Raw genomic sequence first — 20570 nt, 5'->3', positions numbered from 1 at the left:
GAGTTGAAAAAAGGAGGAGTATTATGGTTGAGATTATCGCCACGGTGGAATCGATCGAGCAAGCACAGCAGCTGATCCCTTATGTTGATACATTGTTTTTTGGAGAAGAGACATTTGGGCTGCGCCTACCGGCCTCTTTTTCTCGTGAAGAGCAAATCAGACTGATCGACATGGCCCACGAAGCTGGAAAGAAAGTGACGATCGCGGTCAATGGCATCATGCACCCAGAAAAAATGAAGCTGATTCCAGAATACCTAGCATTTCTGAAGACCAATCAAGCCGATCAAATCGCTCTCGGAGATCCTGGGATCATTTACCGCATGAAGCAAAATCCAGAATGTGCCTTGCCATTTATCTATGCAGGGGAAACCTTAGTAACAAGCGCTCGTCAAATCAATTTTTGGGGACAAAAAGGGGCAAGGGCAGCCGTTTTAGCGCGAGAAGTTCCTTTCGAGGAAATGAAAATCATGGCCCCGCAACTAAATATTCCTGTGGAAGTATTGGTTTATGGTGCGACCTGCATTCACCAATCGAAGCGTCCGCTTTTACAAAATTATTATAACTATACCCAACAATCGGAAGAAAAGAACCACGATCGTGGGTTGTTTTTATCCGAACCGAAAAAAGAAGAAACCCACTATTCCATTTATGAAGATAGCCACGGTACGCACATTTTTGCCAATAACGACATTAATTTGCTGCTGCAGCTGGCGGAATTAGCCGAAACAGGCTTTCAAACCTGGAAGTTGGACGGAATCTATACACGAGGGGCAGCCTTTGTGGCAATTGCTAAACTGTTTGCCCAAGCCAAGACCCTTGTAGAAAGTGGGGAGTGGCAAGCAGAGCAAGCTGCTGTGCTCAGTGAACAAGTTGCCCAACTTCATCCGGCAGAACGTGGGTTAGACACTGGATTTTATGCCATCGATCCTGACGATATCAAGTAAGGAGCAAGAACAAATGACCGTTAAACAAGCATTGAAACGACCAGAAGTGTTAGCACCAGCTGGTACGTTAGAAAAATTAAAAACAGCGATCCACTATGGCGCTGACGCTGTCTATATCGGCGGCAATGCCTATGGCCTACGGAGTCGCGCGGGAAACTTTACCTATGAAGAAATGGCGGAAGGGGTAGCTTTTGCCAAAGCCCACAACGCAAAAGTCTATGTAGCAGCCAACATGGTGACTCATGAGGGCAATCAAGAAGGTGCAGGGGAGTTCTTTCGGGAATTGCGAGATGTCGGTATTTCGGCCGTGATTGTTTCTGATCCAGCTTTGATCCAGATCTGCGCAACAGAAGCGCCGGGTCTACCGATCCATTTGTCCACCCAAGCCAGTGCCACGAACTATGAAACGTTGGAATTTTGGCGAGAAGAAGGCCTAGAACGGGTCGTCCTCGCTCGGGAAGTGTCGATGGAGGAAGTCGCTGAGATCCGCAAAAATACCAGCGTGGAGATCGAAGCCTTTATTCATGGCGCCATGTGTATTTCGTATTCTGGCCGTTGTACTTTGTCCAATCATATGTCGATGCGAGACGCTAATCGCGGCGGCTGTTCGCAATCTTGCCGTTGGAAATATGATCTGTTTGACATGCCCTTTGCAACGGAACGAAACAGTTTGACCAAGAACGGTACAGTGGAAGAAGAGTTTTCTATGAGTGCTGTGGATATGTCGATGATTGAACATATCCCTGATCTGATTGAAAACGGCGTGGATAGTTTCAAAATCGAAGGCCGCATGAAATCGATCCACTATGTTTCAACCGTGGCGAACGTTTATAAAGCAGCCGTGGACAGTTACATGGCCGATCCAGAGAACTATGTCTGCAAACAAGAATGGATCGATGAACTGTGGAAAGTTGCGCAGCGCGAGCTTGCGTCAGGCTTTTACTATGATACCCCGAGTGAAAATGAGCAGTTGTTTGGTCCACGTCGGAAAATTCCACAATACAAGTTTATTGGGGAAGTCATGGCATATGATCCGGCAACGAAAACAGCTACGATCCGGCAACGGAACCACTTTTCCGTCGGCGATGAAATCGAATTTTACGGTCCCGGATTCCATCACTTTCACCAAACCGTCGAAGTCATGTATAATGAAGACGGTGAATCCATCGATCGTGCACCAAATCCTATGATGCTGCTGACGATGCCGGTCAAAGAACCGGTGGAAGTCGGAGACATGATTCGGAAGAAAAAATAAGGTCGAGAGTTTCTCTCGGCTTTTTTTGTTGAATCAATCCAGCCAAAAAGGATCGATGAGAACATAGACAATCTTAAGGAGGAAACAACAAATATGGAAACATACGACTACATAGTAATTGGCGGCGGCAGCGGCGGGATCGCCTCAGCCAATCGAGCAGGAATGCACGGCGCCAAAGTATTATTGATCGAAGGCAATGAATTAGGCGGCACCTGTGTCAATGTCGGCTGTGTGCCGAAAAAAGTCATGTGGCAAGCCAGTGAGATGTTAGAAATGATCAAGCGGGACGCAACTAGCTACGGCATTTATCCACATGTGGATAAATTTAATTTCACTGAGCTTGTGGATAACCGTGAAAAATACATTGATTTTTTACACACAGCCTATCAAAAAGGCTTAGATAGCAATAATGTAGAAGTTATCCACGGTTATGCACAGTTTGTGGATAACCACACGGTCACCGTCAATGGGGAAAACTACCATGCAGCAAATATTTTGATTGCCACCGGTGGAAAACCCAGCGCTATGAATATTCCCGGTGGTGAGTACGCCATTGACTCGAATGGTTTTTTTGCGTTGCGAGAAGCACCAAAGCGTATGGTCGTCTTAGGGGCAGGCTACATCGCAGCCGAAATCAGCGGGGTCAGCCAACAGCTGGGCAGCCAAGTGGCTTGGGCGTACCGCAAAGAGCGGCCATTACGAACCTTTGACAAGATGCTTGCGGATAATCTTGTGGAGATGTACCAAGAATCAGGGATCGAAACTTATGCAGGCTACGTTGCCTCTCGTATCATTAAAGAAGGTGACGAGTATCTCGTTCACTTTGAAAATGGTGAAACCTTGACCGGCGATTGCGTCCTTTTTGCTGGTGGTCGCGTGCCGAATACGGATAAGTTAGGCCTAGAAAACACCGATGTCCAATTGGATGAAAAAGGGTTTATCATTGTGGACAAATATCAAAATACCACAGATGACTCGATTTTTGCGGTGGGCGATGTCATTGGAAAATTGGATTTGACCCCGGTTGCGATCGCCGCCGGTCGTCGCTTGTCTGAACGCTTGTTCAACGGTCAAAGCGATGCGTACTTGGATTATAATTTAGTACCGACGGTCATCTTTACGCATCCACCGATTGCCACGATTGGTTTATCCGAAGAAGCAGCCTTGGAAAAATACGGCCAAGAGCAGATAAAGGTGTATCGTTCGCGCTTTACACCGATGTACTTTGCTTTAAATGAGTATCGCCAAAAGTGTGAGATGAAATTGGTGTGCTTAGGAGAAGAAGAAAAAATCATCGGTCTGCACGGCATCGGGATCGGTGTCGATGAAATGCTGCAAGGCTTCGCTGTAGCCATCAAAATGGGTGCTACAAAAGCAGACTTTGATCAAACCGTTGCCATTCATCCGACGGGGTCAGAAGAATTTGTGACGATGCGTTAAAAGAAAAAAAAGCCTCAACGGACAGATGAGTTGTCCGTTGAGGCTTTTTTTGCGTATAAAATTCTAGCTATCAACTAAAAAGTCCCCAAAAGTAGATCAGAAATCGAACCTTGGGGGCTTATTTCAGGATGATCCCAGCTGCTGGGTTTATCCTTGATCAGTTCTGACGCCCAAGGATCTGAGCAGTGATCTGATAAAGATATGTTTTGGTTTCATCTTTGGTCTCAGGCAATTTCTGGATCGCTTGCAAAGCTTTTTTCGTGTAGTCGGCAGCGAGTTTCTTGGCTTCGTCAATACCGGCGCTTTCTTGGACGATCCGATAGACTTCATGGGTATCCGCCTCAGTCATGGCAGCTTGTTTTTCCAGCAGTGGCAACAGTTGTTGGCGGTCATTTTTCAATGCCATCAACAGCGGCAAAGAATAGACGCCTTGCCGAACATCTTCCAATACTGGTTTTCCTAAGGCAGTCGCATCTTGACTGTAATCCAAGACGTCATCCATGATTTGAAAGGCAAGGCCAATGGCTTCGCCGATCTCACGGGCTTGATTGGCAAAGCGCAAGGAGGTGCCGCTTTCGTAAGCCCCGATAAAGCAGCTTAAGGCAAACAATTCAGCGGTTTTGCCGCGAATGTTTTCTAAGTAATCCTCGACGGTGACGGACAAATCGTATCGTTTGCTCATTTGCCCTAATTCGCCGGCGAGGATTTTTTCCATACTACGGGAATTCATTTGCAAGCTTTTCATGGAGCTAGCATAATCCGCCATCAATTTGAAGCAGCAGACGAAGAGGTAATCACCAGCATAGACAGCGACATCGTTGCCAAATTCGGAACGAATGGTCGGCAGCTTGCGGCGGGTGTCCGCATGATCGACGATATCGTCGTGGATCAGCGAAGCAGTGTGGAGCATCTCAATCGAAGCCGCCAATGCGACGGCTTTTTCGCGATCTTTGTCGCTGCCATAAGCAGAAAAGAGCAGCTGATAAGCAGGACGCAGCAGTTTTCCACCTGAATGGATCATGGACAGGATCGCTTGTTCGACCTCTTTGTTTTTTAGTTTTAATGATTTTTCCATCAATTGCAAGGAGGCAGATAAGTCAGCTTGCAATGCTGGATACTCTTGCCACATGGAATGAAGTTTCATAATTAACTCCTTTATTCTGAATCCGAGCGCCATTTGACTTTGGTCTGGCGTTCATAATCAATTTGAAAACGGCGCAGTGTTTCAACACGACGTAGCAAGTAGTTGGCGGCGATCCCGATAGCGATCCCGGACAAGATCCCAAAGAAAGACAGGACCGGCAAGTAGAGCATCACGCTCCAGGATTGAGCGATCCATGAGGCAGTAATCAACTGTCCGACGTTGTGTAAGAAACCGCCAGCCGCACTAATGCCGATGATACTGACACGCTTAGGCCCCAACTGTTTCACCAAAGACATCCCAAAGTAGCTCAGTAAGGAACCACTCATACTATATAAGAAGGTTGAAACCGTTCCTCCTAGTAACGTCGTTAAAATCAGTCTTAGCCAAATCAAGAGAAAGCTGTCTTTTTTCGGCATGGTGAACAATGCAATAATGGTAATTAAATTTGCCAAACCTAGTTTCGCACCAGGCGCAAAGGCAAATGGATAAGGGATCATATTTTCAACTAAACCAATCACGACCCCTTGGGCGACCAGCAGTGAGATGAAAATTATTCGTTGTAATCGACTCATAAGCAAACGATCAATAGATTAGATCGTCGGTCTCACTCCCATCTGCGGCTTGGATTTCGATCACCAATTTATGAGGTAGACAGACGATGGTTTCCCCATTTTTACTGGCCCAGCCACGGCGCACACAAATCTGGTCGCCGCAATCAGCTTCCTTGATTCGGATCCGATCGCCTTCGATCTCCAGTAAATTGGTATCCCCGTCTTCATCTTCATAAAGATAGGTGTACGTTTTTTGACCTTCAACTAAGTCAAAACGTTTGATTTCTGTCCCATCGACCCGCAAGACGGCTTCTTTGTCCGCTGTTTGCGTCTGGCCAAAAATAAAAATCGGTAAAAAAGAGCTGAGGATCAAAACAAGTATGATGACGCCATCCCATGGTTTTAAATGGGCATCGCGGATAAATTCTTTTAGTTTCATCAAAAAAGACTCCTGTTCTTTCATGTGATGTGTCTCATTCTAGCATAAGAAGACAAGATTCTACTAGCTGAATCCTCAATAATCCACCGATTTCTGTGCAAGGACGATCAAGAAAAAGTTCTGTACTTGGAAAGAGACCAAGACACTGATTGAAAATCAGAATGTCTTAGTCTCATGAAGTCGTACAGGTATTCTATTTTGCTGGCTTATTTATTGCCATATAAGGAGCGAGGGGTACCGTACCACCATTTTCCAAGGGTACGTTGCAACCATGGGATTACCCAACGATCTAAACCGACTGCGCGTCCTGAACCGTTCATCAAGGCAAACGCAACTGGAATGAACCAGATGTTTACCCAGTAGAACATACCAGACATACAGAAAGTCAACACTAAAACGATGGTCGTTGCGTTCACTAACCAAGTGAAGAGACCAGCCATCAATGCAAGAGCTAAAGCAATTTCAAAGAAGACCATGAATTTTTGGAAGAACATTGCAACGTCGTTGTTTGGCATAATAAATTGCATAACTTTTGTGAACCAGTCAGGTGATTTTTCGATCACGATCATTGGTTGTTCACCGTAAGCATAGCTCAAACCAAAGTGTGCGGCTTGTGTCGCTGCATCGGCTGCTTCACCGGTGCCACTAGCGGCACTTGCTGCATCGGCTGCTTCACTAGCACCACTTGCTGCATCAGCGACTGTTTGATATTCCCAAGTCCAAGGGAATACGCTGTTGCCTTGGAACCAAGAACCTTCACCGAACCAAGTACCAGGTTTGAAGACTTCCCCATTCGTACCTAAAATTTTCTTGAAGGCTTCAACGAACCAGACAAGACCATAGAAAATACGAAGCGGAACACTCCACAAGACGTTACCGTAACGAGACGTGTGACCACGAGCGACTGTCCGGTCATCTTTGATGTGGAAGATTTCATGCATCAAGTATTGGAACATGTAGTAACCAGAACGAATATCAAAGAAGTATTTCAAGTTAACGATGTGTTTCATAATGATCGCTAAGAAACCGCTCAGGTGAATCTTATTGAATAAGTTCGCCACGCCCCATTTGGCACCGATCGAAACCATAAATCCTTGGTAGTTTCCTTTGAATTTATGTTTTTCGCCGCCTTTGATGGCTGAAACGATGTTCGTTGCTGCAGTGTGACCTGTTTGTTCAGCTGCTTGCACGATTTGTGGTGTTGGTGTATTCGGGAATTCTTCGAAGTAAACCAAGTCACCAATAATATAGATGTTTTTGTCTTCGTACCCTTTTGCTTCCATGTACTCATTGGCAACTAGACGGAAACCACGGGCTGTTTCTAAACCGAAATCAGCAGCATCGCTAGTCCCTTTGACACCGGCAGTCCAGATCAATGTGTGGGTTGGGATCGTTGAACCATCTTTTAGTTTGATGTGGTCAGGTGCCACTTCAACGATTGGTGCATTCAAGACAAGATCAACATTGTTTTTCTTCAAGTAGCGTTCTGCTTTGGCTGCATCGTTACGATCAAGCATGTTCAAGATTGTTGGCATTGCTTCAACGACTTTCAAGCTGATTTCACTTGGGTCCAATTTATAATCGGAAGCTAAACGATCTTTCCAATCGATCAGTTCACCGATCATTTCGATCCCGGTAAATCCAGAACCACAAACGACAAAGGTCAACATTGCTTTGCGTAATGCTGCATCTGGTTCGATCGCTGCTTTTGCGACAGTTTTTTCAATGTGTTCGCGAATGCGGACAGCATCGTCAAATGACCATAAAGTAAAGCCATTTTCTTTAACACCAGGTGTACCAAAGTCATTCGGTTCGCCACCCATCCCTAAAATCAAGTAGTCAAATGAATAGCTACCTAATTTTGTTTGGACGGTTTTATTTTCTTTATCGATCCCAGTTACTGTATCGGTTACTAAACGAACATTTTTCTTGCGTGAGAACAAGCGCTGCAAGTCATATTGAATTGCGGTAGGTTCTACACGTCCTCCAGCGACTTCATGCAGTTCAGTCATCATCGTATGATAAGAGTGACGGTCGATCAATGTTATCTCAACATCATTGTCTTTTTTCAATTTCTTTGCCATGTACTTCGTAGCAGAAACGCCTGCATAACCGGCACCGACAACGACAATGTTTTTCTTTGCCATTGCAAATCTCTCCTTAATAAAAATAATCTATGATAATAATTACACAATCGTTCCTATTATATAGACAAATGGTTCATTTGTCTAACGATTCTGATGAAAAAAACGCATATTTCCTGAAATTCGTGAAAACTTGCGAAAATCAAAAAATAAGTCCTTTTTCCGTAAAAAAGCGGAAAGGAAGCGGTTGACATATCGTAAATTTACTTTACAATGTTAGATGTATCACAAACTTTTTTGTGGGGAAAATAAACAAGTAAAAGGTGGATAATTATGAAAGCAAAGAAATTGATTGTAGGTATGGCGGTATTTTCATTCTCAGCAATGTTGTTAGGGGGTTGCGGAGCAGACGACAATAACACAGCTTCTTCGTCAACTAGTGAAAGTACATCACAAACTTCTGTAAGCGATTCAGCATCAACAGAAAGCACGGAAGCAACCGTTGTTGCGGGCGAGCCAATGCAAGATGGGACGTATCGTTTAGAAGAAAAGAACTATAAAAACGACTACCGTGTCACATTTGAGATCACAGTCAAAGACGGCAAAATCGTTGAATCAAAATATGACAACGTGAATGCTGATGGCGAATCAAAAACAGAAAACACTGAATACAATGAAACGATGAAAGAAAAAGCAGGCATCAGCCCAGAAGAATTTATTCCTAAATTCAATGAAGAATTAGTTGCCGCACAAAGCCCTTCTTCAATCGAAGTAGTTTCTGGCGCGACTCATTCCTTTGATTCCTTCCAAAACTATGCACAACAATTGATTCAAGCGGCGCAAGCAGGCAACACGGAAACCATTGAAATCGACAATGGTGCAGACTTGCAAGACGGAACCTATACATTAGAAGAAAAGAACTACTCAAACGGTTACCGCGTGGTCTTCTCAATGACTGTGGCTGACGGTAAAATCGCTGAATCAAACTACGACTACCTGAACGAAGCCGGCGAGTCGAAAAAAGATGATGCAGAATACAATGAAAACATGGAAGCAAAATCTGGCACTGGTCCAGAAGAATTCATTCCAAACTTCAATGAAGCTTTTGTTTCTGCAGTCAATGCTGAAGATGGTTCTGTGGCAGATATGGACGTCGTTTCTGGTGCAACCCACAGCTTCCACAGCTTTGTTATCTATGCACAACAATTGTTGAATGCCGCTGAAAAAGGTGACCAAACAACCATTGAAGTCGATAACTTCGTTACTGAATAATCACAACTTCTTTCCATTAAGAGGACAGCATTCGCTTTGAGTGCTGTCTTTTTTTCGTGGGCAGCCATGAGAGGGGAAAAGTTCGTGCAAAAAAAAGCAATCTGGTGAGTACTTTTTTTTAAAAGAAATGGGTGCTTTAATGATGGAAAGCATCGATTAAGGATTCCTAAAATACCTTGTGAAATCACGGAATGCCCCTTTTCATTCTGCCAAAAAAAGGCTATTATATGAAGGTTGAAGACAATAGAAAAGAGGAAAATCATGAAAAAGAAAGTAACGTTTTTTCTGATGTTTGTTTTTTTAGGCACAATGTTGGCAGCTTGTGGCAGTAATCAGGAAGCAACGACGCTGCGGGAAGAACCATATTTTCAAGAAGAATTTTTATTAGGCACTTATACTCGAATCCGCATTTATGATGAAGGCAAAGAGGACGCTATGAAGCCAGCCTTTGACCGCATCAGAGAATTAGGCGATAAAATCACCATCAACCAAGCAGGATCAGAGATCGATGAAATCAATGCGCAAGCTGGCATCAAACCAGTGAAGGTTTCGGATGATATTTATTATTTGCTAAAAGAAGCTTACGATTACAGTGTGAGATCAGATGGCGGCTTTAATATGGCCATCGGTGCCATCACCCAATTATGGCGAATCGGCTTTGATGATGCCCGCAAGCCAGAGCAATCTGAGATCGATGAAGCATTGAAACATATCAATTATGAACAAGTCGAGTTTAACGATGAAGATCAAACCGTTTATTTAAAAGACAAGGACATGATCCTTGACCTTGGGGCGATCGCTAAAGGCTATATCACGGACGAAGTCGTCAAAGTGTTGAAGGACAATGGCGTGACTTCCGCGATCGTCGATTTGGGCGGGAATGTCTATGTATTAGGTCATAGTAACCGCGGCACAGATGAGCCATGGAATGTCGGAATCCAAGACCCGAACAAATCTCGCGGCTCGATTATCGGTAGTATCAAAGAAACCAATAAAACAGTGGTTACTTCAGGGATCTACGAACGCTACTTAGAAGTAGACGGCAAAACGTATCACCATATTTTTGATTCTGAGACTGGCTATCCTTACGATAGCGATGTAGCAAGTGTGACTGTGATCACCGACAAATCCATCGATGGTGACGGGTTGACTACGGTGGCGTTTGATAAAGGGGTCAAAGAAGGCTTGGCTTATATCGAACAGCATACCGAAAAGGGGACCGATGCGATCTTTATCACAAAAGAAGATAAAGTGTACGTTACAGACGGCATCAAAGATACCTTTGAGCTTTCAGAGGAATCAGGCTACACGATGGGTGATCGTGCTGATTTAGAATAGGAGGAGTGAAAGATGTCTCTTTCAGTGTTTTTAGAAGTAGTGGAGATCCGTACCAAAGTGGCCAGTGTCTTCCCCTTCATTATGGGTGTGTTGTTCTCGTTGGTGTATTTTCATGAATTTCATCCGTTGAATACCGCAATCTTTTTTCTGGGGATGCTGCTGTTTGATTTGACGACGACGTCCATCAACAATTATATGGATTTCAAAAAAGCCAAATCAGAAACCTACAAATACCAGCACAATGTGATCGGGCGAGAAAACATCTCAGAAGCTACTGTTCGCAATCTGATTTTTGCGATGTTGGCAGGAACCTTGTTAATTGGTCTTTACTTGTCGTTTGTCACTGGCTGGTTGCTGCTAGTGATGGGGTTGGTCGTTTGCTTTATCGGAGTCTTTTATACCTTTGGCCCCATTCCGTTATCGCGGATGCCTTTAGGCGAGGTGTTCAGCGGCGTAACGATGGGATTAGGGATTTTTGCCATCACGATCTATATCAATACTATTGATCAAAAAGTGTTTTATCTGGCACTGGATTTTGCGAACGGGACCTTTGGCTTAGTGGGGAACCTCTGGGCCGTTTGTGCGATTGTGTTGGCATCCTTGCCATTGATTTTCACGATTGCTGACATCATGTTAGCCAATAACTTACGGGATCTGGAAGCCGATATCGAAAATCACCGCTACACACTGGTGTACTACATCGGTCGCGAAGCAGGTATCCGTCTGTTTCAAGGAATGATGCTAGCTTCCTACGCCGCTATTTTATTGGGCCTCTTGTTTGGTCTCTTCCAATGGCCGATTTTGCTCGTGTTTCTGACACTGCCGAAAATCCACCAAAATTTGAAAGAGCATCAAGCCAGCCTGCCCCACCCACGTAGTTTCGGCTATTCGATTAAGAACATGATTCTATTCAACAGCAGCTATGCTTTGGGCTTGCTTTTCTGTCTGTTGTGGCAATTGCTTTAAAAAAAAGATCGACCCGCTCTTGAAAGAGCAGGTCGATCTTTTTTTGAGAACCAAAATAACGTAAAAAACTTCAGAAATCATTTGATAAAATAACGATCATAATGCTTATTATGAAAAGATTAGGCTTGCTTTCTCTGCGATCCTGATCGCAACAGTAAAGTTTTGGTGACAGTGGCTAAATCCGAAAGAAAGGGGACCTGCCTAGGTTGCTTTTTGCTTAAACCCTCGGAATAAGCAGGTCAGCTTATGGAGGCATTTGTGCTCGCGATTGCTTTGAGTAATTGCCTACGAAAGCAGCGAATCAGCAAGCTGGTTTGCGGTTTTTTCGCAGCATCAATACCGTTCCAAACTGATTTCTCCAGAAGAAAGCACCTTGCGCTCCGTCGCTGTTTCCACCACTAATTCACCGGTGTTGGTAATGTCTTTGGCGATCCCTTCATAGGTCACACCTTGTTGCGTAAATTGAACGGTGCGGCCCAAAACGAAGGATTTCTGCCGATAGCGGGCCATATAATTCATGTCAGGCAGTTGCGCTAACAATTGGAAGAACCGACGCCAAATTTCTTGGATCAACGCGACCCGAGAAAAGGTTGGATACTCTTCACCAGGAAAGAGTGAGGTCGCTTTTTCCCGAATCTCTGCTGGAAACTGCTGTTGCGGAATTGAAAAACTGATGCCGATACCGATCACAACCGAAGTAATACGGCCTGTCTCAAAGTCACTGGTTGCTTCAGACAAAATACCGCAGATTTTTTTTCCATCTAAGTACAGATCGTTGACCCACTTAATGGCCGTTTCCTTCATTAGAAGGGCATCGATGGCTTCGGCAACTGCTACCGCCGCCAGAACGGTATATTGCGGCAATTCTTGAAACGCTTGGTTTGGTTTTAAAAGCAAGCTCATATAGATCCCTTGTTTTTTCGGTGAGAAAAACGGTCGTTCGAAGCGGCCATGACCGCCTGTTTGCGTTTCGGTCAAAAAAAGGGCGGGGGTTGCCAGTCCACTATCCAAAGCGGCAATCTTGGCTTCTTTCATGGTGGATTCAACAGCTTCCTTGATTTGAATCGTGGGAATCATCGGCAAGGCTGCCGCAAGTGCTGTTTGATCGTAGCGATCATCCGAGACAAAGCGATAGCCGTTGGCCAAGTGTTCGAAATGATAGCCTTCTTTCTCGAGTTCTTTAATGGCTTTCCAGACTGCGGTACGAGAGATCGACAAAGCTTGGGCCAGTTTCTCTCCAGATAGCACAGTATCTTCTTTTTGTAATAAGGTCAGTATTTTTTCTTTTGTCGTCATAAGGATATCCTTCCTAATGTTTCACGTGTAACGTTTTCGTTAGCATAGCAAGAAATCGGCAAAAAGCAAAGTAGTTTCTTACGAAAAACAGTCCACACCAGCCTTGTTTTTTTCTTTAGAAAATCTTAGGAAATGGGTGCGCCAGAAAAGCATTGTAACTTCCAATGAAAGCTTGACAGAGAAGTGCTTCATCTGTATAATAAGGAGTTGCAAAAACTATCTGAACGAAAAAAGCAGAAACGAAATATTGTCCGTTTCGGCTTAGGAATAAGGAAACAAAAGTAGAAAATGCCCAATGCATCCGTTCTATTTTTGGTTTTTTTTTGCCTAAAAGCCGCAAAAAATGCTTTCTGTAACCTATATTTAATATTTGTTACAGTTTTGTAAATAATCGGATAGCCTTTTTGAAAGACTTTATGAAGAGGTGAAGAGCTTGGCTGGACACGTAGTAAAATACGGAAAGCATCGCGAACGTAGAAGTTTCGCACGGATCAGTGAAGTATTAGAATTACCGAATTTGATTGAAATTCAAACCGACTCTTACCAATGGTTCCTAGATGAGGGCCTAAGAGAAATGTTTGAAGATATTTTGCCAATCGAAGGATTCAACGGTAACTTGTCCCTAGAATTTGTGGATTATGAATTGAAAGAACCAAAGTATACAGTAGAAGAAGCCCGTGCCCATGATGCAAACTATTCGGCACCATTACATGTTACTTTGCGTTTGACGAACCGTGAAACTGGGGAAATCAAATCCCAAGAAGTATTCTTTGGTGATTTCCCATTAATGACTGAACAAGGAACCTTTATCATCAACGGGGCAGAACGGGTTATCGTTTCTCAGTTGGTCCGCTCTCCAGGTGTGTATTTCCATGGCAAAGTCGATAAAAACGGCAAAGAAGGCTTTGGTTCAACTGTTATCCCTAACCGCGGTGCGTGGTTAGAAATGGAAACTGATGCCAAAGATATCTCTTACGTACGGATTGACCGTACCCGTAAAATTCCTTTGACGGTCTTAGTCCGTGCCCTAGGGTTTGGTTCTGATGACACGATCTTTGAAATTTTCGGCGACAGTGAATCATTGCGCAACACGATCGAAAAAGACTTGCATAAAAACGCAAGCGATTCTCGTACCGAAGAAGGATTGAAAGATGTTTACGAACGTCTTCGTCCAGGCGAGCCAAAAACAGCAGACAGCTCACGCAGCTTGCTGAACGCACGTTTCTTCGATCCAAAACGTTACGACTTAGCAAATGTTGGTCGCTACAAAGTAAACAAAAAATTAGACTTGAAAACACGTCTATTGAACTTGACCTTAGCAGAAACCTTGGTTGACCCTGAAACAGGCGAGATCATTGTTGAAAAAGGCACTGTTTTGACTCACCAAGTCATGGAAACACTAGGCGCATTTATCGATAATGGCCTAAACAGTGTAACGTACTATCCATCAGAAGATGGGGTCGTTACCGAACCAATGACCGTCCAAGTCATCAAAGTCTTTTCACCAAAAGATCCAGAACAAGAAGTCAACGTGATCGGTAATGGCTATCCAGATACTGCCACACGTACCGTTCGTCCAGCAGACATCATTGCTTCAATGAGCTACTTCTTCAACTTGATGGAAGGCATCGGCAATGTCGATGACATCGACCACTTAGGAAACCGTCGGATTCGTTCTGTTGGTGAATTATTGCAAAACCAATTCCGGATCGGGCTTGCTCGGATGGAACGTGTCGTTCGTGAACGGATGTCGATCCAAGACACCGAAACCTTGACACCGCAACAATTGATCAATATTCGTCCAGTTGTCGCAAGTATCAAAGAATTCTTTGGTTCTTCTCAGTTGTCACAGTTCATGGACCAAACAAACCCACTGGGTGAGTTGACCCATAAACGTCGTCTATCTGCCTTAGGACCTGGTGGTTTGACCCGTGACCGTGCCGGCTATGAAGTCCGAGACGTTCACTATTCCCACTATGGCCGTATGTGTCCGATCGAAACGCCTGAGGGACCAAACATCGGGTTGATCAACAGCTTGGCCTCTTATGCCAAAGTCAACAAGTATGGCTTCATTGAAACACCATACCGTCGAGTTGACCGCGAAACAGGCCGTGTTACAGACAAAATCGATTACTTGACTGCCGATACCGAAGACCACTACGTTGTGGCCCAAGCAAACAGCTTGTTAAATGAAGACGGCTCTTTCGTAAACGACGTTGTTATGGCGCGTGCTACTTCTGAAAACTTGGAAGTATCGATCGATAAAGTCGACTACATGGACGTATCACCAAAACAAGTAGTCGCAGTCGCAACCGCATGTATTCCTTTCTTGGAAAACGATGACTCCAACCGTGCCTTGATGGGTGCCAACATGCAGCGGCAAGCTGTACCATTGATCAATCCGAAAGCACCTTGGGTTGGTACTGGTATGGAATACAAATCAGCACATGACTCAGGAGCTGCTTTGTTATGTAAACATGATGGGATCGTAGAATACGTGGATGCAGCCGAAGTGCGCGTTCGTCGTGACAATGGCGCATTAGACGTTTATTCTGTTACCAAATTCCGTCGTTCAAACTCAGGAACCAGCTACAACCAACGTCCATTAGTAGCACTTGGTGAAAAAGTGGAAAAAGGCGACATCTTAGCAGATGGCCCATCTATGGAACAAGGTGAAATGGCATTAGGACAAAACGTCTTAGTCGCATTCATGACTTGGGAAGGATACAACTATGAAGATGCCATCATCATGAGCCGTCGTTTGGTAAAAGATGATGTTTACACTTCTGTCCATATTGAAGAATATGAATCAGAAGCCCGCGACACAAAATTAGGACCTGAAGAAATCACTCGCGAAATCCCGAACGTTGGGGAAGACGCGTTGAAAGACCTAGACGAAATGGGCATTATCCGCATTGGTGCGGAAGTCAAAGATGGCGATCTGCTTGTTGGGAAAGTCACTCCAAAAGGGGTAACGGAACTTTCAGCAGAAGAGCGTTTGTTGCACGCAATCTTTGGTGAAAAAGCCCGCGAAGTGCGTGACACTTCTCTACGCGTGCCTCACGGCGGCGGCGGAATCGTCCACGATGTCAAAATCTTTACCCGCGAAGCTGGCGATGAATTGTCACCAGGTGTGAACATGCTGGTTCGCGTTTATATCGTTCAAAAACGGAAAATCCATGAAGGGGATAAAATGGCCGGACGTCACGGAAACAAAGGGGTCGTTTCTCGCATTATGCCAGAAGAAGACATGCCTTTCTTACCAGATGGCACACCAGTCGATATCATGCTGAACCCATTAGGGGTACCTTCTCGGATGAACATTGGACAAGTATTAGAGTTACACTTAGGAATGGCTGCGCGTCAATTAGGCATTCACGTGGCAACACCAGTCTTTGATGGTGCCAGCGATGAAGATGTTTGGGCAACGGTTGCTGAAGCAGGGATGGCCAGCGATGCTAAAACAGTGCTTTACGACGGACGTACCGGCGAACCATTTGATGGCCGCATCTCCGTTGGTGTCATGTACATGATCAAATTGGCCCACATGGTCGATGATAAATTGCATGCCCGTTCCATTGGACCTTACTCATTGGTTACGCAACAACCATTGGGAGGAAAAGCCCAATTTGGTGGACAACGTTTCGGAGAGATGGAAGTTTGGGCACTGGAAGCATACGGTGCTGCTTACACCTTACAAGAAATCTTGACCTACAAATCAGATGACGTGGTTGGTCGTGTGAAAACATACGAAGCGATCGTCAAAGGGGAACCAATTCCAAAACCAGGTGTACCAGAATCATTCCGCGTATTAGTAAAAGAATTGCAATCACTGGGTCTAGACATGCGTGTCCTAGATATCGATGATGCAGAGATCGAACTGCGTGATATGGATGATGACGATGATGATTTGATCACCGTTGATGCCTTAACAAAATTTGCGGAGCAACAAACAGCCCGTGAATTAGAACAAAAAGCACAAACAGAAGCTAAAAATGCCGCCGACGCGTTGAACCAACAAATCGAGACAGCAGAAGATCGCTTGCAATAATAGACGGCCCTCGCTATTTCCGCCACCAGCGGGAATAGCCCCCGTTCTATCGGATATGTCCATGAAATGAAATGGAGGGAACCTTTTTTGATCGATGTAAATAAATTCGAAAGTATGCAAATCGGTTTGGCTTCTCCTGAAAAAATCAGAAGCTGGTCTTATGGTGAAGTAAAAAAACCAGAAACCATTAACTACCGTACGTTAAAACCTGAACGCGAAGGGTTGTTTGACGAGCGTATTTTCGGTCCAACCAAAGACTGGGAATGTGCTTGCGGCAAATACAAACGGATCCGCTATAAAGGCATCGTTTGTGACCGTTGCGGCGTGGAAGTAACACGTTCAAAAGTGCGTCGTGAACGCATGGGACACATTGAACTAGCAGCACCAGTATCACACATTTGGTACTTCAAAGGCATTCCTTCACGGATGGGTCTTGTCTTAGACATGAGCCCACGTGCATTGGAAGAAATCATCTACTTTGCTTCATACGTAGTGATTGAACCAGGAAACACCAGCCTTGAGAAAAAACAACTATTGACTGAACGGGAATACCGTGAAAAACGTGACCAATACGGTCAAGAATTTTCAGCAGCGATGGGTGCCGAAGCCATCAAACAATTATTAGATGGCGTTGATCTTGAAGGCGAAGTTGCTGAATTGAAAGAAGAATTGAAAAACGCGACTGGTCAAAAACGGACCCGTGCGATCCGCCGTTTGGACATCTTAGAAGCATTCCGTGCTTCAGGAAACAAACCAAGCTGGATGGTCATGGACGTTATCCCAGTTATCCCGCCTGATTTGCGTCCAATGGTGCAATTAGAAGGTGGACGTTTTGCCACAAGTGACTTGAACGACTTGTATCGTCGTGTAATCAACCGTAACAACCGTTTGAAACGCTTGTTAGATTTGAATGCACCAAACATCATCGTTCAAAATGAAAAACGGATGCTGCAAGAAGCAGTCGATGCCTTGATCGATAACGGTCGTCGCGGCCGTCCAGTTGCAGGGCCAGGGAACCGCCCATTGAAATCTCTTTCTCACATGTTGAAAGGGAAACAAGGTCGTTTCCGTCAAAACTTGCTAGGAAAACGGGTCGACTACTCAGGTCGTTCAGTTATCGTCGTTGGTCCATTCCTTAAAATGTACCAATGTGGTCTGCCAAAAGAAATGGCGATCGAATTGTTCAAACCATTCGTGATGCGGGAACTTGTTTCTCGTGAAATCGCGTCAAACATCAAAAATGCCAAACGCAAAATCGAACGTCAAGAAGACGAAGTTTGGGATGTCTTAGAAGATGTTATCAGAGAACATCCAGTGCTATTGAACCGGGCACCTACGCTTCACAGATTAGGTATCCAAGCATTTGAACCAGTCTTAGTTGAAGGCCGTGCCATTCGTTTGCACCCACTTGTTTGTGAAGCCTACAATGCCGATTTCGATGGAGACCAAATGGCCGTTCACGTACCATTGAACGAAGAAGCGCAAGCAGAAGCACGTATGCTGATGTTAGCAGCCCAAAACATTTTGAATCCAAAAGACGGAAAACCAGTTGTAACACCATCTCAGGATATGGTCCTAGGGAACTACTACTTGACGATGGAAGAAGAAGGCCGTGAAGGGGAAGGCATGATCTTCCGTGACATGGACGAAGCAGTTACGGCATGGCGCAATGGCTACGTGCATTTACACACACGGATCGCCATCAATCCAAACACTTTAGGGGACAAACCATTCACGTCTGAACAAAAACAACGCTTGATGGTAACAACGGTGGGTAAAGTGATCTTTAACTCGATCATGCCACCAGAATTCCCATTCTTGAACGAACCGACAGACTACAACTTGACGGTTCAAACACCAGACAAGTACTTTATTGAAGCTGGTACAGATGTGCCTGCCTTCATCAAAGAACAAGAGCTTGTTGGCCCATTCAAGAAGAAAAACTTAGGAAACATCATTTCAGAAGTCTTCAAACGTTTCCGCATCACTGAAACGTCACGCATGCTTGACCGTATGAAAGACTTAGGATACAGCCACTCAACAATGGCGGGTATCACCGTTGGTATCGCTGATATCATGAACTTGCACGAAAAACATGAAATCATCGACAATGCCCACAAACAAGTAGAAACGATCACGAAACAATTCCGTCGTGGATTGATTACCGATGACGAGCGTTATGAACGAGTTATTGGTGTTTGGAATGCAGCCAAAGATGAAATTCAGTTAAAACTGATGGAATCATTGGAAGCGAAAAACCCAATCTTCATGATGTCTGATTCCGGTGCCCGTGGTAACATCTCCAACTTTACTCAGCTTGCTGGGATGCGTGGATTGATGGCCGCGCCTAACGGACGAATCATGGAGTTGCCGATCATCTCAAACTTCCGTGAAGGTCTGTCTGTCTTGGAAATGTTTATCTCGACCCATGGTGCCCGTAAAGGGATGACCGATACCGCCTTGAAAACAGCCGATTCCGGTTACTTGACACGTCGTCTCGTTGACGTTGCCCAAGATGTCATCATCCGTGAAGACGATTGTGGTACTGACCGTGGTTTAGACATTCAAGCAATTCGCGAAGGAAACGAAATCATCGAATCCTTAGAAGAACGTTTGATTGGACGTTACACACGTAAATCAGTGATCCATCCTGAAACTGGCGAAGTCCTTCTAGGGGTCAATGAATTGATCACTGAAGATTTAGCTAAAGCCATCGTGGACGCTGGCATCGAAACAGTATCCATTCGCTCTGTCTTTACATGTAACACCAAACATGGTGTATGTAAACATTGTTATGGCCGCAACTTAGCTACTGGTTCTGAAGTTGAAGTTGGGGAAGCAGTCGGTACCATCGCTGCCCAATCAATCGGTGAACCTGGTACTCAGTTGACCATGCGTACCTTCCATACCGGCGGGGTTGCCGGAGACGATATCACGCAAGGTCTCCCTCGTGTCCAAGAAATCTTTGAAGCCCGTAATCCGAAAGGACAAGCGGTCATTACCGAAGTTACCGGAGAAGTCATCGATATCTCAGAAGACCCTTCAACTCGGACCAAAGAAGTGACCATCAAAGGGGAAACCGATACGCGTACGTATACCGTTCCTTATACTGCCCGGATGAAAGTAGCAGAAGGCGACTTTATCCATCGTGGTGCGCCATTGACGGAAGGATCGATCGATCCAAAACAACTGTTACAAGTTCGCGATGTCTTGTCTGTTGAAAACTACCTATTACGAGAAGTTCAACGCGTTTACCGGATGCAAGGGGTAGAAATCGGCGACAAACATATCGAAGTAATGGTTCGTCAAATGCTGCGTAAAGTCCGCGTCATGGATCCAGGTGATTCAGGCATCTTGCCAGGAACATTGTTGGATATCGCCGACTTTAAAGACCGCAACTACGACACATTGGTAGCCGGCGGCGTTCCTGCAACTAGCCGTCCAGTCCTACTAGGGATCACGAAAGCATCCTTGGAAACCAACAGCTTCTTGTCTGCTGCGTCCTTCCAAGAAACCACTCGTGTGTTGACCGATGCAGCGATTCGCGGCAAGAAAGATCCACTTCTTGGATTGAAAGAAAATGTTATCATCGGTAAGATCATCCCAGCTGGTACTGGTATGCCTCGTTACCGTGAAATGGAACCAAAAGAAGTAACAGTTGCCAGCGAAAATGTCTACAGCATCTCAGACATCGAAGCACAAATGGCTGCTGAAGACGCATTGAATAGCCAAAACTAATCAATGCCCAGCACCTGATTGACTCAGTGTGACGGAAAAGCTTGTCATTCTT

The 20570-nt window shown here is 44.9% G+C and carries 13 protein-coding genes; 8 read left to right on the top strand and 5 right to left on the bottom strand.

Going from position 1 to position 20570, the window contains the following annotated elements; translation table 11 throughout:
• Positions 1-23: 23 nt before the first annotated feature.
• The 3 genes from A5882_RS04320 (at position 24) to gor (ending at position 3639) form a co-directional block, all read left to right on the top strand.
• Positions 24-944 carry a peptidase U32 family protein gene (locus tag A5882_RS04320; RefSeq protein ID WP_086298904.1) on the top strand — a complete coding sequence of 307 codons (921 nt, stop codon included), beginning with the start codon at positions 24-26 and terminating at the stop codon, positions 942-944.
• 13 nt (positions 945-957) lie between these two features.
• A complete protein-coding gene (locus A5882_RS04315) occupies positions 958-2199 on the top strand; it encodes a U32 family peptidase (RefSeq protein WP_008381725.1) in 1242 nt (413 codons plus the stop codon).
• 93 nt (positions 2200-2292) lie between these two features.
• A complete protein-coding gene (gene gor / locus A5882_RS04310; protein ID WP_086316702.1) occupies positions 2293-3639 on the top strand; it encodes a glutathione-disulfide reductase in 1347 nt (448 codons plus the stop codon).
• Between the two features lie 157 nt (positions 3640-3796).
• On the opposite strand, the gene A5882_RS04305 is transcribed toward gor, so the two are convergent.
• The 4 genes from A5882_RS04305 to A5882_RS04290 form a co-directional block, all read right to left on the bottom strand.
• Positions 3797-4783, bottom strand: a complete 987-nt coding sequence (locus A5882_RS04305; protein ID WP_081119194.1) for a polyprenyl synthetase family protein — start codon at positions 4781-4783, stop codon at positions 3797-3799.
• Between the two features lie 11 nt (positions 4784-4794).
• Positions 4795-5355 carry a Gx transporter family protein gene (locus tag A5882_RS04300; protein ID WP_005232987.1) on the bottom strand — a complete coding sequence of 187 codons (561 nt, stop codon included), beginning with the start codon at positions 5353-5355 and terminating at the stop codon, positions 4795-4797.
• Between the two features lie 10 nt (positions 5356-5365).
• Entirely contained in the window at positions 5366-5773 is a 408-nt protein-coding gene (locus A5882_RS04295) for a NusG domain II-containing protein (RefSeq protein ID WP_010748871.1), read from the bottom strand.
• A gap of 206 nt (positions 5774-5979) precedes the next feature.
• The gene (locus A5882_RS04290) at positions 5980-7920 is read right to left on the bottom strand and encodes an NAD(P)/FAD-dependent oxidoreductase (protein WP_086372478.1); all 1941 of its coding nucleotides are present in this window, start codon (positions 7918-7920) and stop codon (positions 5980-5982) included.
• A 270-nt stretch (positions 7921-8190) separates the two neighbouring features.
• On the opposite strand from A5882_RS04290, the gene pplA reads away from it, so the two are divergent.
• From pplA to menA, 3 genes are all read left to right on the top strand, one after another.
• Positions 8191-9129 carry an extracellular electron transfer flavoprotein PplA gene (gene pplA / locus A5882_RS04285; RefSeq protein ID WP_086372477.1) on the top strand — a complete coding sequence of 313 codons (939 nt, stop codon included), beginning with the start codon at positions 8191-8193 and terminating at the stop codon, positions 9127-9129.
• Between the two features lie 261 nt (positions 9130-9390).
• Complete coding sequence (locus A5882_RS04280) at positions 9391-10467, top strand: FAD:protein FMN transferase (protein ID WP_086332804.1); 1077 nt, start codon at positions 9391-9393, stop codon at positions 10465-10467.
• 12 nt (positions 10468-10479) lie between these two features.
• Complete coding sequence (gene menA / locus A5882_RS04275) at positions 10480-11433, top strand: 1,4-dihydroxy-2-naphthoate polyprenyltransferase (protein ID WP_008381742.1); 954 nt, start codon at positions 10480-10482, stop codon at positions 11431-11433.
• A gap of 333 nt (positions 11434-11766) precedes the next feature.
• Here menA and A5882_RS04270 read toward each other — a convergent pair whose 3' ends face one another.
• Positions 11767-12729 (bottom strand): biotin--[acetyl-CoA-carboxylase] ligase, encoded by a 963-nt coding sequence (locus tag A5882_RS04270; RefSeq protein ID WP_016612072.1) that lies wholly within the window; start codon positions 12727-12729, stop codon positions 11767-11769.
• Between the two features lie 433 nt (positions 12730-13162).
• Here A5882_RS04270 and rpoB point away from each other — a divergent pair, with 433 nt between their 5' ends.
• Positions 13163-16780, top strand: a complete 3618-nt coding sequence (gene rpoB, locus A5882_RS04260) for a DNA-directed RNA polymerase subunit beta (protein WP_008381746.1) — start codon at positions 13163-13165, stop codon at positions 16778-16780.
• Positions 16781-16867: 87 nt separating this feature from the next.
• The gene (gene rpoC, locus A5882_RS04255; RefSeq protein ID WP_034871965.1) at positions 16868-20518 is read left to right on the top strand and encodes a DNA-directed RNA polymerase subunit beta'; all 3651 of its coding nucleotides are present in this window, start codon (positions 16868-16870) and stop codon (positions 20516-20518) included.
• The last annotated feature ends 52 nt before the right edge of the window (positions 20519-20570 follow it).

The organism is Enterococcus sp. 4E1_DIV0656 (genome assembly GCF_002140695.1).
Classification (GTDB): Bacteria; Bacillota; Bacilli; order Lactobacillales; family Enterococcaceae; genus Enterococcus_D; species Enterococcus_D entomosocium.
This window is presented reverse-complemented; position numbering and strand designations above follow the sequence as displayed.

Excerpts from the sequence above, each read along its gene's own strand:
- menA (WP_008381742.1), top strand. The coding sequence starts at position 10,480 with ATGTCTCTTTCAGTGTTTTTAGAAGTAGTGGAGATCCGTACCAAAGTG.
- A5882_RS04270 (WP_016612072.1), bottom strand. The coding sequence starts at position 12,729 with ATGACGACAAAAGAAAAAATACTGACCTTATTACAAAAAGAAGATACT.
- A5882_RS04305 (WP_081119194.1), bottom strand. The coding sequence starts at position 4,783 with ATGAAACTTCATTCCATGTGGCAAGAGTATCCAGCATTGCAAGCTGAC.
- gor (WP_086316702.1), top strand. The coding sequence starts at position 2,293 with ATGGAAACATACGACTACATAGTAATTGGCGGCGGCAGCGGCGGGATC.
- A5882_RS04300 (WP_005232987.1), bottom strand. The coding sequence starts at position 5,355 with ATGAGTCGATTACAACGAATAATTTTCATCTCACTGCTGGTCGCCCAA.
- pplA (WP_086372477.1), top strand. The coding sequence starts at position 8,191 with ATGAAAGCAAAGAAATTGATTGTAGGTATGGCGGTATTTTCATTCTCA.
- A5882_RS04295 (WP_010748871.1), bottom strand. The coding sequence starts at position 5,773 with ATGAAACTAAAAGAATTTATCCGCGATGCCCATTTAAAACCATGGGAT.
- A5882_RS04290 (WP_086372478.1), bottom strand. The coding sequence starts at position 7,920 with ATGGCAAAGAAAAACATTGTCGTTGTCGGTGCCGGTTATGCAGGCGTT.
- A5882_RS04320 (WP_086298904.1), top strand. The coding sequence starts at position 24 with ATGGTTGAGATTATCGCCACGGTGGAATCGATCGAGCAAGCACAGCAG.
- A5882_RS04280 (WP_086332804.1), top strand. The coding sequence starts at position 9,391 with ATGAAAAAGAAAGTAACGTTTTTTCTGATGTTTGTTTTTTTAGGCACA.
- A5882_RS04315 (WP_008381725.1), top strand. The coding sequence starts at position 958 with ATGACCGTTAAACAAGCATTGAAACGACCAGAAGTGTTAGCACCAGCT.